General features: G+C 57.2%; 15 protein-coding genes and 1 tRNA gene. 2 read left to right on the plus strand and 14 right to left on the minus strand.

What is annotated here, in order from left to right; translation table 11 throughout:
- Positions 1–51 precede the first annotated feature (51 nt).
- The 9 genes from ACAM27_RS14365 to ACAM27_RS14405 form a co-directional block, all read right to left on the minus strand.
- Positions 52–1440 carry a DUF1329 domain-containing protein gene (locus tag ACAM27_RS14365; protein ID WP_011785539.1) on the minus strand — a complete coding sequence of 463 codons (1389 nt, stop codon included), beginning with the start codon at positions 1438–1440 and terminating at the stop codon, positions 52–54.
- A gap of 205 nt (positions 1441–1645) precedes the next feature.
- A complete protein-coding gene (gene pepN / locus ACAM27_RS14370; RefSeq protein WP_369612175.1) occupies positions 1646–4288 on the minus strand; it encodes an aminopeptidase N in 2643 nt (880 codons plus the stop codon).
- 31 nt (positions 4289–4319) lie between these two features.
- Complete coding sequence (locus ACAM27_RS14375; protein ID WP_369612176.1) at positions 4320–5156, minus strand: DUF2797 domain-containing protein; 837 nt, start codon at positions 5154–5156, stop codon at positions 4320–4322.
- Positions 5153–5452 (minus strand): YeaC family protein, encoded by a 300-nt coding sequence (locus ACAM27_RS14380; RefSeq protein WP_121206950.1) that lies wholly within the window; start codon positions 5450–5452, stop codon positions 5153–5155. The genes ACAM27_RS14375 and ACAM27_RS14380 overlap by 4 nt, the downstream gene beginning before the upstream one ends.
- A 175-nt stretch (positions 5453–5627) precedes the next feature.
- Positions 5628–6302, minus strand: a complete 675-nt coding sequence (locus ACAM27_RS14385) for a rhomboid family intramembrane serine protease (protein ID WP_170155414.1) — start codon at positions 6300–6302, stop codon at positions 5628–5630.
- Positions 6303–6318: 16 nt separating this feature from the next.
- Positions 6319–7332: a metallophosphoesterase gene (locus tag ACAM27_RS14390; protein ID WP_113878887.1), complete on the minus strand. Its 1014-nt coding sequence runs from the start codon at positions 7330–7332 to the stop codon at positions 6319–6321.
- Positions 7333–7334: 2 nt separating this feature from the next.
- Complete coding sequence (locus ACAM27_RS14395) at positions 7335–8219, minus strand: NAD(+) kinase (RefSeq protein ID WP_011785545.1); 885 nt, start codon at positions 8217–8219, stop codon at positions 7335–7337.
- Between the two features lie 76 nt (positions 8220–8295).
- Positions 8296–9531: a DNA repair protein gene (locus ACAM27_RS14400; RefSeq protein WP_222197288.1), complete on the minus strand. Its 1236-nt coding sequence runs from the start codon at positions 9529–9531 to the stop codon at positions 8296–8298.
- A 133-nt stretch (positions 9532–9664) separates the two neighbouring features.
- Positions 9665–11728, minus strand: a complete 2064-nt coding sequence (locus tag ACAM27_RS14405; protein WP_023009319.1) for an NADPH-dependent 2,4-dienoyl-CoA reductase — start codon at positions 11726–11728, stop codon at positions 9665–9667.
- Between the two features lie 135 nt (positions 11729–11863).
- On the opposite strand from ACAM27_RS14405, the gene ACAM27_RS14410 reads away from it, so the two are divergent.
- Positions 11864–12910, plus strand: coding sequence for an AraC family transcriptional regulator (locus ACAM27_RS14410; protein WP_023009320.1), 1047 nt, complete (start codon positions 11864–11866; stop codon positions 12908–12910).
- A 23-nt stretch (positions 12911–12933) separates the two neighbouring features.
- On the opposite strand, the gene ACAM27_RS14415 is transcribed toward ACAM27_RS14410, so the two are convergent.
- Positions 12934–13010 (minus strand) — tRNA-Asp (locus ACAM27_RS14415).
- A 118-nt stretch (positions 13011–13128) separates the two neighbouring features.
- Positions 13129–14160, minus strand: coding sequence for an AraC family transcriptional regulator (locus ACAM27_RS14420; RefSeq protein ID WP_014420974.1), 1032 nt, complete (start codon positions 14158–14160; stop codon positions 13129–13131).
- 236 nt (positions 14161–14396) lie between these two features.
- On the opposite strand from ACAM27_RS14420, the gene ACAM27_RS14425 reads away from it, so the two are divergent.
- Complete coding sequence (locus tag ACAM27_RS14425; protein WP_113878884.1) at positions 14397–15272, plus strand: MaoC family dehydratase; 876 nt, start codon at positions 14397–14399, stop codon at positions 15270–15272.
- Positions 15273–15275: 3 nt separating this feature from the next.
- Here the strand turns inward: ACAM27_RS14425 and ACAM27_RS14430 are convergent, their stop codons facing one another.
- Genes ACAM27_RS14430 through ACAM27_RS14440 form a run of 3 tightly spaced genes read right to left on the minus strand, consistent with a single transcriptional unit; the run spans position 15276 to position 19963 of the window.
- Positions 15276–16844, minus strand: a complete 1569-nt coding sequence (locus ACAM27_RS14430) for a response regulator (RefSeq protein ID WP_222534535.1) — start codon at positions 16842–16844, stop codon at positions 15276–15278.
- 51 nt (positions 16845–16895) lie between these two features.
- Positions 16896–17516, minus strand: coding sequence for a response regulator FixJ (gene fixJ / locus ACAM27_RS14435; RefSeq protein ID WP_014420970.1), 621 nt, complete (start codon positions 17514–17516; stop codon positions 16896–16898).
- 38 nt (positions 17517–17554) lie between these two features.
- Positions 17555–19963 (minus strand): Lon protease family protein, encoded by a 2409-nt coding sequence (locus tag ACAM27_RS14440; RefSeq protein ID WP_011785551.1) that lies wholly within the window; start codon positions 19961–19963, stop codon positions 17555–17557.
- Positions 19964–20163 lie beyond the last annotated feature (200 nt).

The following is a 20163-nucleotide window of genomic DNA, read 5'->3' on the forward strand; positions in this document are numbered from 1 at the left end:
TCGACATCCTGCTTGTGGCCTCAGGCGCCGGATCAAACCGGCGCCGAAGCCTCAGCGTACGCTTCGCCTGCGCAAAGAAGCTGGCGAGAAGTACCGTGTGTTTGGTACATCATTGGTAAATACACGGGTATTCGGCTCTTCGGTATCCAGACCCAACACGTGATATCGACGCGCCTGGAGATCGTGATACACATCAAGCACCGTCCAAACCCCCGGCAACTCGTAGTAGTTCTTGGGAATACCCATGGTCACACGCCAGAGATTGCCGCGACCGTCATACTGGTCGAGCAATACGGTGTTCCAGCTGTCTTCATCCACATAGAAGCGGCGCTTACCGTAGATGTGACGCTCGCCTTCCTTGAGGGTCGCTTCGACCACGTGCACGCGGTGCAGCTCCCAGCGGGTCAGATCAGGATTCAAGTGGGACATACCCAGAATTTCAGAGTAAGGCGTTCCCTTCTCACCGATCCGGTAGTTGTTGTAGGGAATGTAGATTTCCCGAACACCTTCGTAATCCCAGTTATAGCGATCCATGGCACCGTTGAAGATATCGGTGTCATCAGCGGTACGCAGGTTATCGGAGGCCGCAATCGGTGAGTCGTAGCCCAGGTTCGGAGCACGGCGGACACGACGTTGACCAGCGTTATAGCCCCAGCCATTGCGCGGATTGATGATCTGGTTCAGGGTTTCGTGAATCAGAATGGCGCCACCGGCAAGACGGGGTGGCGACTGAGTGAACGAGAGATAGTAGAAGATCACGTTGTCCAGATCTTCTTCACCACCCTCAGGGTTGTAGAAGTTGAAGAACGCTTCCTGCTGAGAGGTCACCAGGCTGTAGTCGCCATTGGTCTGAACCGCCACCTCACTGGAGCGCCGGGTGACAGACACACCGCGCCAACGGGTCAGGTGGTTCCAGATTACCTGCCAGGCCTTTTCTTCATTATTGCCGTGAAGAATCGGGAAAGGATAGCCACCAAAGGCACCCTCAATACCCTCTGCCTCACCCACAATCTCGGCATTTACCGCGTTCTTACGGGTGTTTTCAGCCACCCATTCGGGCACCGCGTGGGTGCGCCGGGACTGATACACGGGTATGCGGAAGGTGGTCGGGTAGGTTTCCAGCATCGCCCGGACGCCATCGGTCAGATACTCGCTGTACTGATCCATGTTGGAGGCTGTAATGGTAAACAGCACTTCGTCGTCGGGGAATGGATTGATATGGTGCTGCCCGCTGCCCTCGTAGCCAGCCGGCGGCTCCGTCAGCCCGCCATCCCACGCCGGAATGGTGCCGGCATCGTTACCGGCCTTGGGTGAACCGAACGGGGTGAGATCCTGGCCAAGGCGCGCTGCCTCGGATGAAGACACTGCCGCCTGAAGTGGCGAAGCAGCAAAGGACAGAGCCAGCAACCCGCCAAACAAAACGTTTTTGTTGTATCTCATTGTGCAACCTTAAATCCGTCTGGAAGCCTCTGTGGGCCTTTTTGTTATCGTCTGATGCAATCGCAGACTTTCTGACAGATTAGCCGATCCGGCAACATTGTCTATCGACCGAAAGTGCGATTTTGTATCCGGCTGTGACGACGGCTTTACAATCACAGCCAGACAAAGGGCCCCACGGCATCAGTCGCGGGGCCAGGCTCCGGCGTCAGTCTGCCAGGCTCTTGTGCACTACTTCATACACGTCTCGGGACAACTCGGCTTTATCGCGAATCCGCTCCAGTGCCGATTTCATCTGTTTGCTATACCCGGGAGCGAACCTCCGCCAACGGGTCAGCGGTGCCACCAGTCGCGCCGCAATCTGGGGATTGCTGTCATCCAGTCGGCATACCTGCTCGGCAAGGAATTCATACCCGCTGCCGTCAGGATTGTGGAATGCCGCCAGGTTCTGGGCCGCAAAGGCACCCACGACAGAGCGCACCTTGTTCGGATTCTTCCAGTCAAACGCCGGGTGATCGAGCAACTGCCGTATCTGCGGCAGCTGACCTGCACGATCGCTGGAGGCCTGCACCGAGAACCACAGCTCCACCACTTGCGGGTCGTCGCTGAATCGCTTGTAAAAGGCTTCCAGGGCCTGTGTGCGATCTTCCGCGAAATCAGAATTCACCAACGCTCGCAGTGCGCCGAGCCGGTCAGTCATGTTATCAGCACCCCGGAACTGCTCTTTGGCCAGCGCCAGCGCTTCCTGATCACCAATATGCAGCAACCAGCCCAGCGCGGTGTTACGGAGACTGCGGCGGGCAATGGCCTCGGGCGTCAGCTGGTAATCGCCCTGCCCGGCGTTACGCTGATAACAGGCCATGAGTTCATCCCGCAGGCCTTCAGCCAAATAACCAAGCACCTTTTCACGGGCCTGGTGAATGGCAGCAACATCAGCCTGCTCCGCCAGCTCAATGAGATAGGCCTCGGAAGGCAACTGCAGCATCTTTGCCATCAGAGCCTGATCCAGCTCGCTGTCCTGCAGCAACGACCGATAGGCATCCACGAGGCGCGGCTCCACCTCGGCAGACTCAAACTCTCCCACCAGAGACTGAATCACATCCACGGCCAGGCGCTGGCCTGCGTCCCAGCGGTTAAAACCGTCCGGATCATGGCTCATCAGGAACAGTAGTTGTTCCCGCGTCCAGGGGTAGTGCACCCGCACGGGGGCAGAAAAATCTCTCAGCAGAGAAGGTATCGGGCACTCTGACAGGCCCTCAAACTCAAAGCACTGTTCCGCCTGAGTCAGCTCCAGCACCCGCTCCAGAGGAGCTTCGCCACTCTCACCACTCAGTTGCAAGGGCAGAGGCTGGCCGTCAGCGCCCAGAAGCCCGAGCGCAAACGGAATATGCTGCGGCTTCTTGTCGGTCTGGCCCGGCGTGTCAGGAATACTCTGGCGCACGGTAAGCCGATAGACACCGCGCGACTCGTCGTACTCATCAGACACCGAAACCACCGGCGTGCCGGCCTGCTCATACCATAGCCGGAACTGGGCCAGGTCCCGCCCGGACGCGTCTTCCATAGCGCGAACAAAATCATCGGTGGTGACCGCCTGCCCGTCATGGCGCTGGAAGTACAGATCGCTGCCCTTACGGAACATCTCGTCACCAAGGAGGTTGTGGATCATCCGAACCACTTCGGCACCCTTTTCGTAGATGGTCAGGGTATAGAAGTTGGAGATTTCCATGTAAGACGCCGGGCGCACCGGGTGGGCCATGGGGCCGGCATCCTCGGCAAACTGTGCTGTGCGCAACAGGGTGGCATCCTCTATTCGTTTCACAGTCGGCGATCCCATATCGGCAGAGAACTGGGAATCCCGGAACACCGTAAAACCCTCTTTCAGGCTCAGCTGAAACCAGTCGCGGCAGGTTACCCGGTTGCCGGACCAGTTATGGAAGTATTCGTGGGCGACGATGGCCTCGATGCGCTGGAAGGCGGCGTCCGTAGCAGTCTCCTGACTGGCCAGGACACAGGAAGAGTTGAAAATATTCAGCCCTTTGTTCTCCATGGCGCCCATATTGAAGTCGTCCACCGCCACGATCATGAAGATATCCAGGTCGTACTCCCGCCCATAGACCTCTTCGTCCCAGCGCATGGAACGCTTGAGGGCATCCATCGCGAAATCACACTTCTTCGCGTTGCGGGGCTCGACATACATGCGCAGATCAATGTTGCGGCCGGAACAGGTGGTGAAGGTGTCTTTTTTCTCCACCAGGTCTCCGGCTACCAGGGCAAAGAGGTAAGCCGGCTTGGGGAACGGGTCTTCCCAAGTGACAAAATGGCGACCATTTTCCAGCTCACCCTTATCCACCGGGTTACCATTGGAGAGCAGCACGGGATAGGCGCTTTTGCCTGCCTCGATACGGGTACGGAAGCGCGCCATGACATCCGGCCGGTCCGGATAGAAGGTAATGCAGCGAAATCCTTCCGCCTCGCACTGAGTGCAGAACATACCGGAGGACTTGTACAAACCTTCCAGCCGGGTGTTGTTCTGAGGTTCGATCCAGGTGACTACCTGCAGCTCGAATTCTTCCGGCACCGAGGGCACGACCAGCGCATCGCCACGGTCTTCGAACTCACCAGTGCCCAGAGGCGAGCCATTCAGGGAAACCGATTCCAGTTGCAGACTATCACCGTGCAGAAACAGAGGGGCAGCGCTCTCCCCGGAATCCGGGTTGCGGCGCACAGTCAGGGTACTGTGCACACGGGCGCCGTCTTCAAATAATTCAAAACGCAGATCCACCTGATCAACCAGATACGCAGGAACCTTGTATTCACTCAGGTAAATGGTTTGTGGCTGGTTGGTTCGCATTCATACTCTCCAGAGAAAAGACATGGCGGATTCAGTCAAGAACCCGGAACCGGACTTCATAGCCGGTAAATTTGCGGATATTGATTACACCGGTGTCGAGCATCAGATACTGGCCTTTGATACCTTCCAGCAAACCCTCCACTTCCGGCGTTTTGTCCAGATTATGGGTTTTCACCTTGGCCGGCCATACCTGAACCGGATAACCCAGCCCAAGTGTGGCTTCGTCCACAATTCGTATGCTGTCTTCACCATGCTGCGCCCGCAATTGCGCCAGGTCGTCTGCGATCAAGTCCAACAGCCGCTCACGCTCCTGCACCAGATCCAGCTCCGGCACATCACCCTTTAGCATGGCTCGCCAGTTGGTGCGGTCAGCCACGTGGTTCTTGCACGCCACTTCCACCAGACCAGACAGGTAACGGCTGGCGACCCGCAGCATCGGTATCGCCGTTACCGCCCCCTGATCAATCCAGCGGGTCGGTACCTGGGTGGCCCGGGTTATACCCACTTTCAAGCCGCTGGAATTGGCCAGATACACGACATGTTCAACCATGCAGTTGGCCTCGCCCCACTCCGGCTCCCGGCAGGTACCCAGGTGATAGTGGCATTTTTCCGGGCTCATGATGCAGCTGTCGCAGGCGGCCAGCTTTCGGAAACACGGATAGCAGTAGCCCTGATTGAAACTCTTTTTGGTCGTGCGATCGCAATGAATACAGCGAATCACGCCATCAAAATTCAGCCGCACCTTATGACCAATAAGGTCATTCAGGGTAATGCGTTTGTCGCCGACAGCCAGGTTATAGGCCACCGGGTCGCCGGCCTCGGCCGGCATCTTACGAAGCCGACCGGTTACATCAATGGATTCGCTCAAACCTTGACCTCAACAAACTGATCGGGGTCCACATCGTTGTTGCCCTGGCGATCTTTGCGGAACTGCACAGACGGATCGCAAGCGGTACCGGCTTTCTCGCCACGGTCCAGGTATCCCACTCGCTGTTCTTCCGGGATGTTGTGCTTTTCTTCATAATAAATCACCGCTTCCAGGCTGATAGCGCGCTGCTCACGGGTCAGCGCGCGACCATCTGGCCATTTACCAAGCTCAATGGCCCGTTTCAGGTTGCGGTAAACCGTCGGGTCCAGCCGCTCAATCAGTTCTTCGTATGTCATTCCCGCCTCCTGAACGTTTCTTCATATAAAAAAATGCCAAGACCGTTTGACAATTAAAAATGATAACGATTATCATTAATTCACCAAATGACAACGGTCGTATCATTTGGTCTCTCTCATCAGGAGCTAAAAGCTCTTTTAACAGCCTCACCTTTTGGTGGGGCTTTTTTTTGTTTCAGCCTCGGTATCGACGAGGAGGCATGATCGCCGCCATCGCCAACCCGGCCAGAAAGCCGCCCAGGTGTGCCTCATTGGCCATGCGACCCACGCCAATCATCTCCGGCACTGGCGTAAAGCCAATGATCATCCACACCAGCGCAAAGGTCACGAGTGCCGGCGGGAATTGGAAACGCGGCAGTCTTCGCTGGCTCAACCAGCAATAACCGAGGATGCCGTACACCACCCCCGAGAGCCCGCCGAACAGCGGGCCGGACACCAGATACTGTAGAAGATTGGACGCCAGACTGGTGGCCAGAAACAGTCCTACCAGCCGTGCCCGGCCGTCCATCCATTCGATCTGACTGCCCAGGAACCAGAGCATCACCGAGTTGAAGATGATATGGGTCCAGCTGAAATGCAGGAAATCCGGCGTCAGCAGCCTCCAGACCTGGCCTCCCGAAAGGGTCATAGAGAGCGCTTCCAGGCGCCCGGCCAGTGTGCTGAAGGTATCCCAGCTGAACGGCCGGGGGTCGACAATCATCATAGCGGCGGCAAAATTGCTCTGCCCCATGCCGGTCAGCCATACCATCACCACGGCAACCACGATGACGCCAATGACAAAAGGAGCATGGCGGGGCGCCGGCTGCCAGCGGCCGCCAGGAGTGATCGGGGAAGACGACGGACTATCCAAAACTACCTCTCTGGTGTTAGCGGGCGACACTATCTTCGCTGGTCGGGTAATCGGGCTGCTCCGGCCGGTCAACATCAACCCAGACAAATTTGTCCGAAGAGAGCACTTTTTCCCCATCAAACCGATAGGCCACCAATTTGCCATACTTCACGGCGCTGAAATCAATACACGCCACATTGTGCTTGAGCGGAGCGGGGGCACCCTCCATCCAGTAATGCCCGACAAACACCGGCGGCGCGTCCAGTGGATAGGTAATCAGCTGCTTGCGCTCCTCCTCGCGCAAAGTCCTGCTGGCCACCTCCGGCGGCAGCGGATCCGGCTGAAACACCACATCTGCATAGGTTTGCGGGTCGTCTGCCCAGAACTTGGTACGGAAGAACTGCCGGACGTAGCCATCCCGGCCCGTAATGGACATCCCTTCCGGCAGGCGCAGGTCGGTTCCGCGCAACAGGGTATCCATCACCTGCCCGGCGAAGGATTCGATGGCCGCCGAGGCGTGCAGGAAATCTTCGTCGATACAGGCGCCGCCCTGGCTCTGGCGGAACTGATCAATCAGGGTCTGATCCCAGCAGGCATGCACCACGCGAAAGCCTTCCTCATCAATGAACAGCGGAATGCTGTAAAACCACTCCAGAAATTCGTTCCATTCATGTGGATACGCATCAAACTGCTCAAGGGTTTCCTTGATCAGCCGATCGTGGCGGGCATTGTGTTCCCTCAGAAACTTCTTGCCGCTGCCTGGCCGTGCCCGGGTGCAGTAACCCAGTGCGTTGTACTCGTGGTTGCCCATGACAATTCGGGCAAAGCCGTGCTCCACCATGTCACGCACCAGATGCAACGCTTCCCGTATTCTCGGCCCACGATCAATAATATCGCCGATAAAAATGGCCTGTCGGCTGGGGTGCTGGTATATGCCGTTCCGCTTCCGATACCCCATCTGCTCCAGCAATCGCTCCAGGGTATGGGCGCAGCCGTGGATGTCACCAATAACGTCGTAGCCGCGATGTGCCGTTGTCTTGATTGCCGCCATGATCAACTCGCTGCTATTTCGCTTGCCCAGCCCAGCTTGTCCCGGCAGGTCGCGTAAAAATTGTGATCGGTGGGATGAATCAGACGGATCTTGAATGGTTTTTTGGTGATTCGGATGATGTCTCCCGGGGCACAGGCAATGTTCATCTGACCATCGAAGCTGACCTGTGGATAGGTTTCATTGGTTTCGCCAATCACCAGCTTGATTTCGCTTTTGCCATCCACCACGATCGGTCGACTGCTCAGGGTGTGGGGGAACATGGGCACCAGCACCACCGCATCCAGCTTCGGGTGCATGATCGGGCCACCAGCCGACAGCGAATAGGCCGTGGAGCCGGTGGGCGTCGCCACAATCAAACCATCTGAACGCTGGCTGTAGACGAAATGACCGTCGATAAACAGGTCAAAGCCAATCATCCGCGTAGATTTACCCGGGTGCAGAACCACGTCGTTCAATGCCGAGCCATACCCCAATGGCTGGCCATTACGCTCAACATGGCCATCCAGCAAAAACCGGGATTCTTCGATGTAATCGCCCTCAAGAACCCGGGCCAGGCGCTCTTCAAGATCTGACGGCGAGATATCGGTCAGAAATCCCAGTCGACCGCGGTTCACGCCAAGAATCGGAATCTTGGACTTGGCCAACTCCCTGGCGGCGCCCAGCAGGCTACCATCACCCCCGACCACGATCACCAGATCACAGATCTCACCCAGGAGCTTCTTGCTGGCCACCTGCAGACCATGACCAGGAATCATGGTGGAAGTGTCTTCCTCGATGATCACATGGTAATTGTTGGCGGTAAGGTACTGCTTGAGCTGCCGTAAAGACTCCACCACCTTGACGCTGCCCATGCGCCCGACGATGCCGATATTCCTGAACTGGTCCATGAAGTGTCCCGTGGTCTCTGAATGAAACAGGAAACAGTTTAACGAAACTCGGGCAGATTCTGAAAAAAGATACCGATCAGGCCTTGTGCTGGTCGCAGCGGTCGTCCTGTCCGGGCTCAAATTCGGCAGGCTGGGTCACGCGCATGATGGGCTCGCCACAGGCTTTGCCTTCGTCATCAACATGTTTGCATACGGGGTGTTCGTAGTGGGCAAGCCATTCCCGATAGGCAGGCTCATTCATACCACAGCGCTCTGCGGCATAGGCCAGCGGGTTTCCGAAGTAAGTGTCGATGTCTTCGTAGGGCAAAGTAATATGCCCGACACCAGGGTGATAGGCCACCAGGAATACCGCCTGGGTGCGCAGCTGCTCCAGCAGGGAATCTTCCGGAGGCTGGCGATGGCGGAGTTCATGGTTCTCCTGCTCCAGAGCCACGATCTTGTCGTCTCGCAATTCCAGCTCCCGCTGTTTGCGTTCCAACTGCTCCCTCAACAACACCGTCTCGGCATTGGCATTGGCATCTTCCCTGCCTTGCTCGGCACTGCCCTCCGCCATTTTTTCCTGCATGCTCAGGTATTGCTCATTGCGCTGGGACAGGCGTTTTTTCAACTGCTCGTTGGTCAGTTTCAGGCGTTCGTGTCGCTGCTCCAGGTCCGCCAGCTCACTGCGCAGCCCCTGCATTTCATTGCGATGCTCACGCTGAAGGTCAGCCAGTGAATCCCGATGGACGCTCTGGAGCGTCTTGATTCTGAGCCGTTGCTCGCGGAGGACCTGAGCCAGACGCGCGCGGTCACGGCTACCATCGTCACTATTCGATTGCGGGGTCGGGGCCGTGAGTACCGGGATATTCTCTTCTTCGGGCTCGATCTTCTGAAAACGGAGAGTATTGGCGTCAACCGCCTTGCGAATGGCCTGAAAATGGTTGTTTCCGGGGGTCATGTCCGGGTCCCAGAGTTCATTGGCAAACTCCGGATCCGGACACTGACTACGACACACCAGCCTGATAGGGCCGCCCCCCATGTTGGGGCCTTTGGCGCCCTGCTCTGCCAGAGCTTCAATGGGGACATTCCAGTGGCTGTCTGCGCGCCCCTCCTCATCAAACCAGATGCGGAAGAACACCAGAGAACGCACATTCAGATCGGAGCTGAGATTGACGAGAACCGCCCGGACATCAGTTTCGGCCAGGTCTGACAGACCGACATAGCCATCCAGGAAAGCGCCAAATTCCGACAGCCTCATCTGCCGGGCAACCTGGCTACCGTCCATAAAAAATACCGCCGAATAACCTTCAGCGGCCTGGCTGGCATTTACCATCAACCTTCTCCGTGCCCCGGGAATCTCAGTTCCGGACGCTCGCCAGCGCCCTTTGGTTCCAATTCAAACACTTTCCGACATAGTCTAGCCAGACAAGTGCCGAAGCACAGAGAAAAACTGCAACGATTTGTGATCAAATCTCCGCAGCGAGCCGGCTACCCTGGTTAATGGCCCGCTTGGCATCCAGCTCTGCCGCCACATCGGCGCCACCAATCAGGTGTACCGGAATGCCCGCTGCCTCAACACCGGCCTGCAGCTCGCGAAGCGGCTCCTGACCAGCACATACAATGATGGTATCCACCGGCAGGATCTTGTCCTCACCCTGCTCCGAGCCTTTCGGCGTAACCGTGATGTGCAGACCTTCATCGTCGATCTTGCGATAAGTCACCCCCGGCACCATCTGAACATGGCGATTCTTCAGCGAGGTTCTGTGAATCCAGCCCGTGGTCTTGCCCAGGTTCTTGCCCACTTTGGAGGCCTTACGCTGCAGCAGATAGACCTCGCGAGCCGGCGCCGGCACTTCCGCTGTAACGCCCTGTATACCGCCACGATGCTCTACCGACAGGTCCACGCCCCACTCCTTCATGAAGTGTTCGGTATTCAGCGAGGGAGAATCGCCCTTGTGGACAATAAACTCGGACACATCAAAACCGATACCACCGGCACCGATCACCGCCACTCGCTGGCCCACCGGCTTGCGCTCCAACAGGGCGTCGAGGTAACCGATAACGTTCGGGCGATCAATGCCCTCGATATCCGGAGTACGGGGTTCCACACCAGTAGCCAGAACCACTTCATCGAAACCACCCGCTTTGAGTTCCTCGGCGGAAACCCGGGTATTCAGACGTACCTCGACCCCGGTCTTGTCGAGCATTTTCCGGAAATAACGCAGGGTTTCGTAGAATTCCTCCTTGCCCGGAATACGCTTGGCCACGTTGAACTGGCCACCGACTTCGCTGCCGGCATCAAACAGGGTCACCTTGTGACCACGCTCCGCGGCCACGGTGGCAAACGCCAGGCCCGCAGGGCCGGCACCGACTACCGCGATGGACTTGGGCTGCGCCGTTTTAACGTAAGCCAGCTCGGTTTCATGGCAGGCCCGCGGGTTGACCAGGCAGGAGGTCAGCTTGCCGCTGAAGGTATGGTCCAGGCAAGCCTGGTTACAGCCGATGCAGGTATTGATCTCGTCGGCACGATCCTGCTCCGCCTTCAGCACCAGCTCAGCATCGGCCAGGAACGGCCGGGCCATGGAGACCATGTCGGCATCGCCGTCCGCCAGGACTTTCTCGGCGACATCCGGCATGTTAATCCGGTTGGTGGTCACCAGGGGAATGCTGACCTCGCCCTTCAGGCGCGCTGTTACTTTGGTAAATGCAGCCCGGGGCACCGAAGTGGCAATGGTCGGAACACGGGCTTCGTGCCAACCGATACCGGTGTTGATAATGGTGGCTCCGGCTTTCTCGATTTCCTTGGCCAGGTGAACCACTTCTTCCCAGGTGCTGCCGTCTTCAATCAGGTCCAGCATGGACAACCGGTAGACAATAATAAAGTTCTCACCCACCCGCTCACGCACCCGGCGCACAATCTCCAGCGGCAGACGGATACGGTTCTCGTAGCTGCCGCCCCACTGGTCGGTGCGGTGGTTGGTGTGAGCGACGATAAACTGGTTGATGAAGTAACCTTCAGACCCCATGATCTCGACGCCGTCATAGCCGGCCCGCTGCGCGAGAGCGGCGCAATTCACGTAATCGTCGATCTGCTTCTGGATACCAGCTTCGTCCAGCTCCCTGGGTTTGAAAGGGTTGATAGGCGCTTGAATAGCAGAGGGCGCCACCAGCTCCGGAGAGTAGGCGTAGCGGCCAGCATGCAGAATCTGCATACAGATCTTGCCACCTTCGTCGTGAACCGCCTTGGTGATGACCTTGTGCTTGTCGGACTCTTCCTCGGTATTCATCTTGGCCGCATGCTGAAATACCGCACCTTCCGTATTCGGGCCTATACCACCAGTCACGATAAGACCAACGCCGCCACGGGCGCGCTCAGCGTAGAAAGCAGCCAGGCGCTCAAAACCGTTTTTCACTTCCTCAAGGCCGGTGTGCATGGACCCCATCAGGGTACGGTTGCGTAACGTGGTAAAGCCCAGATCAAGAGGCTTCAGAAGATTCGGGTATTTGCTCTCGCCGGAAGCAGTGGTCATGAAATTCTCCTCATCTGATCAGGTATCGGGACATCCGCCCATTTGTTATGGGCATAACACTACCGACCATGCTCGACGCCAACAATATCCAAAAATAACATTTGATTATCCTTGAACAACATCAATAATAGACCCATGATCAAATCCCGAACGCCGGCCCGGAATGCTCTGGGCGATATCAGCCTGCTCTACGTGTCCGTACTACTGCGGGCCGTTGCTGCCGAAGGTGGAGATGCGGAACAGCTGAAAGCACGGTTCCATCTGAGCGCTCCGGAACAGGCGGCCGTCGATGCCCGTATCAGCATCCCCAGATTCATGCGACTGGGCCACGCCGCTATCAAAGCCACGGGGAATCCGGCGCTGGGGCTGCGCATGGGGGCGCTGTCACGCCCGGTCGACGCCGGCATGGCGGGGCTCGCCGCCGAAACCGCCGGGACAGTCGCCGGGGCACTTGAATTGCTGGTGCGATATTCACTCCTCACCAGCCATAATTCCCGCGGGGCTCCCAGCTTTCAGCGCGCAATGAAAACCGTGAGCTTCTATTCCATTCGCCCCTACAACCAATACAACTATTTTGTCGTGGATTCTGTGCTGGCCGCCTGGACCCAACTGATTCGACACATGACCGGCCGCTACGATGTACTGGAGCGTGTCCGGATTGAGTACCCATCCATTGGCCAGGACGACCTGTTCGAGAGCTGGTTCCGATGCCCTGTGGAATTCGGGGCTCCGGCAAACGATATCCGGATCAAGGATGCAATCTGGGAACTGGTACCGGCACAGGCCCAGAGAGGCATGAATGAAAAACTGGTGAGCCTGTGCGAACAGGAACTGCAGCGAATCCAGCGAGGGTGGAGAATTACCGATCGCGCCCGCCATCACATGGCGCCATTACTGGTGGGTGGCAAGGTGTCGGTGGAAGTTCTGGCCACAAAAATGGGCCTGACGCCCTGGACACTGCAACGACAGCTGGCCGAAGAAGGCAGTGGATTCCGGCAATTGCTGGACAATACCCGCCAACAACTGGCCTGGGATTACTTGAAGGAAACCGACAGCTCGCTGGCAGAAATTGCCTGGCTGCTCGGTTTTGCCAACCCACCGGCATTTCACAAGGCATACCAGCGATGGTATGGCATCAGCCCGGGTGAACATCGAAAGATTCTTAGGATTAGGAAAAACTGAGAAGACTTCAGGAGAGATAAAAATGGCGGAGCGGACGGGACTCGAACCCGCGACCCCCGGCGTGACAGGCCGGTATTCTAACCAACTGAACTACCGCTCCGCGTAGCTGCCTGAGCTGTCTTGCGACTGCTCTGTGACAACGAGGGCGCATTATATAGAGGCCCTCGTTTATGTCAACGATTTTCCCAAACTTTTTTCAGATTTACCTGAATCGCCACTTACATGGCATCAACCATTGCATCCTTGCCCTGGGCGGTCTTGCGGTATTCAATCGGTGTCATGCCAGACCAGCGCTTGAACGCCCGATAAAACGTACTGGGTTCTGAAAAGCCGGTCAGGTAGACAATTTCATCAATGGATTCATCGGTGGTGGCCAGCAGCTGCCGTGCAAGACGGTAGCGGAAATCCGCCAATACCTGATTAAAACTGGTTTCGGCTTCGGTCAGCCGGGTTCGCAGGGTCCGGGGCTTGATCCCCAAACGCTCAGCCACGGCATCAAGCGTGACTTCGCCGCTATCGAGCAATTCCGCGATGATGCGCTCCACCTGGCCAACAATGTCCTTCTTCTCGAGCCGGGCCACCTGCTCACTGGCGAAGCGTTCATGCAGGGCCAACAATTCGGGTTCCGCATGAGGCGATGCATGGGACAGCAATTCGGCGGGGAAATAAAGCCGGTTCTCCTCCGCACCGAACACCACCTCACACCCCAACACCTCACGAACATGATCCTGACCCTGCTCCCGATCATGCTCGAACTCGATCCGGGATGGGTAGAAATTGCCGTCGGTAATGGATTTGAAAAAGGTTATCAGGCCTTGAACAAAACACTCATTGAAGTGCTTGAGACGGCGAACATCGTCTGAGGCGGTGTCCAGAACCATGCAGGCTTCATCGCCAGCCACGAAAAAATCCGTGTTGGCGGCATCGCTGAGCAAGCGCTGATAATTCTGGGCGCGGCGCAAGCCCTCGCCGAACGTCGGACTGCTCAGGAACAGGTATTCCAGTACCTGCCCCTTGTAGGCGGGGAGCAATGGCCCAAGGTGTAAACCAACATCAGGGTCACCGGATACATCCTCCACCGCCTGCCAGAAATAGAGCTGGGCGCTGTGGGGAGTCCTTAGCTGATCCGTGTATACGTACTGCTCATTAACGCCAAGGCGGCTGAAGATGGCGTCGGTATCAATACCTCTTCGCTTCATCGCCTCGTATATCAGGCGCAGCATCACGCCTGCATCACGTAGTTCCTGCATAGTATCCCGCTTTTTTATTTATTGGTTACTACTTTGACCCGCCGGACAGGGCCCGGAGCACGCCAGGTCAATGCCAGATCTGGCCGGGTTTGCCAGACTTTCGTCGTACATTAGAGCATATCAGGCCACATACGCACAGTTGTACCAGAAATTGGCAACGCCCAATATAAAATCACATTGCCATCAAGACATGCACATGGATGCCGGCCCCGGGGCCGACCAAGGAGAACGCTACGATGTCCGCGCCACTGGTTTATCACCACACGCCCCCTGCCCTCTTGCCTCTGTACGGTAAGGCACTGCTGCCGAAATCCGGAAAGAACGACCCGGAAGCGGTGCAGATTCCGAGGCTGGAGGCCAGTCTTCTGGGCGTTACAACGGACATTCCCGCACTCCGCGATTATATGAAAGTCTGCAGTTTTCAGCCGGGAACCCGCCTGCCAGTGACCTGGCCACATATCCTGGCGTTCCCCCTGCAGCTTAAACTGCTCACCGAACCCGCATTCCCGCTGCCGTTGCTGGGGTTGGTCCATCTGCGAAACAGCATCACCCAGCATCGCCCTCTGGCCTCAGGCGAAAATCTGGATCTCAAGGTTATCCTCGACAACCAGAAACGCACCGACCGGGGCCTGGAATTTGACCTGGTTACGGAAGCGAGAGCCTCAGGACGCCTGATCTGGGAGGAAGTCAGTACCAACCTGTTCCGGATAACCAACGGCCCCGGTAAAACCAGCACCAAACCGAAACCGGAGCTGGAAACCTACCCATTCTCCGAAGCGATCAAGGCCCCGGAAAACCTGGGCCGGCAATACGCCAAAGTCTCGGGGGATCGAAACCCGATCCACATGCACGCCCTGAGCGCCAGAGCCTTCGGTTTTCCACGGGCCATTGCCCATGGCATGTGGAGCAAAGCAAGGGCACTGGCGCTGCTGGAGAACCAGAAGGGCTGGAAGGATGGCCCGGTGCGGGCCAGTTGCCAGTTCAAGAAACCCCTGCTGCTGCCGGGAAACGCGATGCTGAACTGGCAGACAGGAGAGGATGGCTGGGATTTCCAGTTACTGAATGCGAAAGGCGATGCCCCGCATCTGACCGGGCGCATCGACTGGCTGTAGCGCTTATTCCTCCGGAGCGCAGAGCCCTCCTTCGGCTCCGGAAACAGGCAGGGTGAACCAGAAACAAGCGCCGCCGTCGTCCGGTCGCTCGTATCCGATTTCGCCGCCCTGAGCCTGAATCAGGGAGCGGCAGGTGGCCAATCCGATACCCATACCCTCGTCTTTGGTGGTATGAAACGGATGAAACAGTTTCTCTTCGGCTTCTTCGGCGACTCCGATGCCATGGTCCCGCACCTGGACCCGGACACAGTGGTCGCCACAACGGCGGGCACTCACTTCAACCGGCGTTGCCGCGCCGGCACTGCGGGTGGCTTCCAGGGCATTGCGTATCAGGTTCAGGGCGACCTGCTGCACCTGTATGGGGTCCGCCAGCACATCCGGCAGCGAATCCTCTACCTGCACCTCGATGCCACCTTCGTTGTTGCGCATGTCGACTTCGGCAAACTGGCGGGTATCCTCCAGCAAACCGGGAACCGAGAGTATTTCCTTACCGGTGGCGGGCTTTTTCATGAATCGCCGGATCCGGCGGATGATTTCGCTGGCGCGATGGGACTGAGCCTCGACCTTGTCCAGGGTTTCCTGCAGCAAACCGAGATCCGGTTGCTCCTTGCCCATCATACGCTTGGCCACACGGGCGTAATTGGTGATTGCCGTCAGTGGCTGATTGACCTCATGAGCAAATCCCGCCGCCATCTCACCCATGGTGCTCAAACGTGAGGTGTGGGCCAGCTGATCCCGCTGCTCCTGAACCATGGCCCGGGCATCCTCCAGTGCCTGCTCGTTTTCCAGCTCGGTGGTGATATCCCGGAACACCACCACCGCACCGTGGAGTTCTTCGTCATCCAGTTTTGGCGTTGAGCGATATTCCGCGGGGAAACCGGAACCGTCGGCCCGCAGCATGCGGATATCGCGCTGGTTTTCGGCCACGCCTTGCCGGCAGGTAGCCATCACCGGCAGGTTGTCTTCCGAATCTGACGCGGTGGAAAAATGCAGATCAAAAAAGCTCTTGCCGATCAGGTCTTCAACCGGGCAACCCATGATCATACCCGCAGCGGGATTGGCGAATTCAATGATGCCATTCTCGTCGAGGCCGTAGATGCCCTCGCTGATGGAATTGAGAATCCGGGTCTGATCACCCTGAAGCTCGCGGTTCCGGGCCTGCAATTCACGCTCAAGGCGAATCACCTGGGCATGGGTTTTCACCCGCGCAATCACTTCCTGGGACTGAAACGGCTTGGAAATGTAATCCGCGCCGCCAAGAGAAAAACCTTTTACCTTGGCCTGCAGATCATCCAGTGCCGACAGAAACACCACCGCACAGTCGGCCGTTTGCGGGTCGGCTTTCAGGCGCTCGCAAACCTCATAGCCGTCCATTTCCGGCATCATGATATCCAGAAGGATGACTTCAGGGTGGTGTCGGTGGGCAAGGTCCAGTGCTTTCTCACCTTCGTTGGCGATCAGCAAACGGTAGCCTTTGTCTTTCAGGGTCTCGTAGAGGACCTTCAGGTTCTGCGGGTTGTCGTCCACCAACAGAACCGTCACCTCGGAGTTCTCACTGACAGTTTCAGTCATAGAAATACGGCCGGTTAAAAACGTTCGGACATGATGACGGTGCCGGCCGTCCTAGTCGATAAGGTCCTTTACGGACAGGACCATACGTACCAGATGGGCCAGGGAATGAGTGCCCATTTTGTGCATTACGCGGGAACGGTGAATCTCCACGGTACGCTGGCTGATTTCCAGCTCAATGGCAATGACCTTGTTGGCCTGGCCGGCAATCATGCGGTCCATGATTTCCCGCTCGCGGGGCGTCAGGCTCTTCACCCGGCGGATGATTTCCTGTTTTTCGTCCAGGGATTTACGCTGTTCCTGATCCTGCTCCAGGGCCGCCTCGATCTTCTCCAGCAGGGCCTCTTCACGGTAGGGCTTCTGGATGAAATCCACGGCGCCCTCTTTCATGGCGTCCACCGCCATCGGCACATCGCCATGGCCGGTCACAAAGATGATGGGCAGGATCGAATGCTTGTCGTTAAGCTTCTTCTGAAGCTCCATGCCATCCATCCCGGGCATACGGATATCCAGCACGATGCAGCCGGCCATCTTGTCGGAATAGTCCTTCAGAAAGGCATTGGCGCTTTCGTAGGTTTTCACCGGCTTGCTATCGGATTTCAGCAACAACTCCAGTGAATCACGAACGGCTTCATCGTCCTCTACCACGTACACAGTTTGCTGGATCTCAGTCATGGATCTGTACTCTCCTGTCCGTTTTATTATGGTGCCGGTCAGTGAATGGACGGATCTTTATGATCGTCCCGGGCGTGCTCCTGACGCTCATGCTCGCGCATTTTTTCGAGCCGTTGCTGAATAATGCCAAAAACACTCTGCTTGGGGTACCTGCCTTTCTCATCGGCTTTGCCCGCCGGCTTGCCCAGCAACAGTGTAATCGCCTCTTCCACCCGGGCAACCGGGTACACGGCAAACCGCCCTGCCCGGGCCGCCTGCACCACTTCGCTGTCCAACATCAGGTTCTGGACATTGGTGGTTGGAATGATGACACCCTGGCTGCCGGTCAGACCACCTTTAAGCTCACAGGTGGCATAGAAGCCTTCCACCTTTTCGTTCACACCACCAATCGGCTGAACCTCGCCAAACTGATTAACAGAGCCGGTAATGGCCAGATCCTGCCGCACCGGAATGCCGGACAAGGCCGAAATCAGCGCACAGAGTTCCGCCAATGAGGCACTGTCGCCATCCACCTCGCCATAGTTTTGCTCAAAGGTCAGGCTGGCAGACAGGTGCATGGGATCGTTCACGGCAAAATGAGAGGCCAGCCAGGAACTCAGAATCATCACGCCCTTGGAGTGGATATTGCCGCCCAGCTTCACATCGCGCTCAATGTCCATAACTCCGCCATCTCCATAGTAGCAGCTTGCGGTCACGCGATTGGACAAACCAAACTCGAAGCCACCGGTGGACAATACCGAAAGCGCGTTAACCTGACCTACGCAGGTGCCGGTGGTGGTCACCAGAGTGGAACCGTCCCGGATGGAATCATAGAACTGATCTCGGATGCGACTGCTGCGGTAACGGGCGCTCTCCAGCGCACGTTCCACATGTACCTCGGAAATCAGCTTGGCACCAGCCTGGCGGGCCCAGAAATCCGACTCTCGCAACAGGTTGGCGATGTCGGCAGCATGCAACGACAGCCTGTCCTGATGGTCGGCCATGCGGGCACTATGCTCGATAATGCGAGCCACCGCCTTGTTGGTGCAATGCAACAGCTTCTTCTCAACCACAAGGCTGGAGATGAACTTGGCGTACAGCAACTGGCTCTCTTCGGTGCGGTACATCTCGTTTTCGAAATCCGCCGTTACCCGGAACAGCTCGGCAAACTCGGAATCGTATTCCTGCAGCAGCATCCAGGTTTCCCGATCGCCGAACAACACAATCTTGACGTTCAGGGGAACCGCCTCCGGCTCGATGGAAATGGTGCCGGAGAGGGTCAGCTCCCGCTCCAGGGAGTTGATCTGGATCGACTTTGATCGCAATGCGCGCTTCAGACCATCCCATACGAACGGCTGCTCCAGCACCTTGATGGCGTCCATCAGCAGATAGCCACCGTTGGCCCTGTGCAGGCTTCCGGCCCGAATCAGAGAGAAGTCGGTAAAGACCGTGCCCTTGTAGGTCACGTTTTCCACATAGCCGAACAGATTGTGATAGGTGGGATTATCTTCCACCACCACCGGTACTTCATTGGTTTTCTGATGCACCAGCACATTGATGAGGTAGCGCCGGGGCATTCTCTTGTCCAGTGCGGCCCAGGCAATGGCAGCCTGCTCCTCGTCGTCTTCCAGGAAGATATCCAGGTTATCCACCAGGTCTTTGCGAACGGCCTCCAGGTAAGTAACCACATCGGGCTGTTCACGATATTTCTCTACCAGCTCGTCAATCTGATGGCCGGAAATACCCTCCAGGGTCTCCTGGTTCAGAGCCTGCTGTTTGTCGGCATATTCCTGTTCCCAGTCCGCCATCTTCCGCAACGCCTGGCGCAGCTTCTTCTCGAGCTTGTTGATCGAGTCCTCAAACTTGTCCCGCTGCTCCTCGGTCAGAGCCTGGAAGCTTTCCGCGGTGTGAGGCTCGTCGCCATTCATGGCGACCAGGCGATAGCCACCGGGGGTGGTTACCGTCAGGCTTACCTTTTTCCGTTTGGCCTGGGCGGCCACTTTGGCCAGCTCATCTTCCTGCCTCTTGCCGTAATCATTCTTCAACTGCTCCGAGCGTTCCAGAAAACTGTCGCTGTCGAAAGTCTGGGGGATCGTCTTCACCAGCCGGGTCATCAGCTTTTCCATGTCCTGCTTCAACTGGGTACCCATACCTCCCGGCAGCTGCAACAGCTTGGGATTACGCGGTTCCTCGAAGTTGGCGACATAACACCAGTCATGGCTTTGCTGCAGCGTGTCCACATGATGCTCAAGGTAACGCAGCATCATGGTTCGCTTGCCCAGCCCATTCCGCCCCACGGCATAGACGTTGTAGCCGCCATGGGGCATGGCCAGGGCAAAGCGCACGGCCTCCTGGGCACGGTTCTGGCCCACGATTTCGGCCAGGGGCTCAAGTTGCCTTGTGGTCTTGAATGGCAGGTCTTTGAGGACGCAGGCTTTATACAGCTGATGCAGGGGCAGAGACTTCAAATTGGCTTCCCGTAACGGTCAGTTTTGTCGGATTTCAGGCCCGCCATTGTAGTGCCTGGGGCCGGGTCTGTCGCGTACCTCGTCCGGTTTTATCGAAAGGGGCCAGAGCCGACAGCAAGTGCCAACTTGGTCACAAATCCGACCGTGGTCATTTTTCATGCAAGCCGTCGATTACTACACTTCATCTCCCGGACGGAATC

Origin of the sequence: Marinobacter sp. RI1, from assembly GCF_041155085.1 — a bacterium.
GTDB classification, from domain to species: Bacteria; Pseudomonadota; Gammaproteobacteria; order Pseudomonadales; family Oleiphilaceae; genus Marinobacter; species Marinobacter nauticus.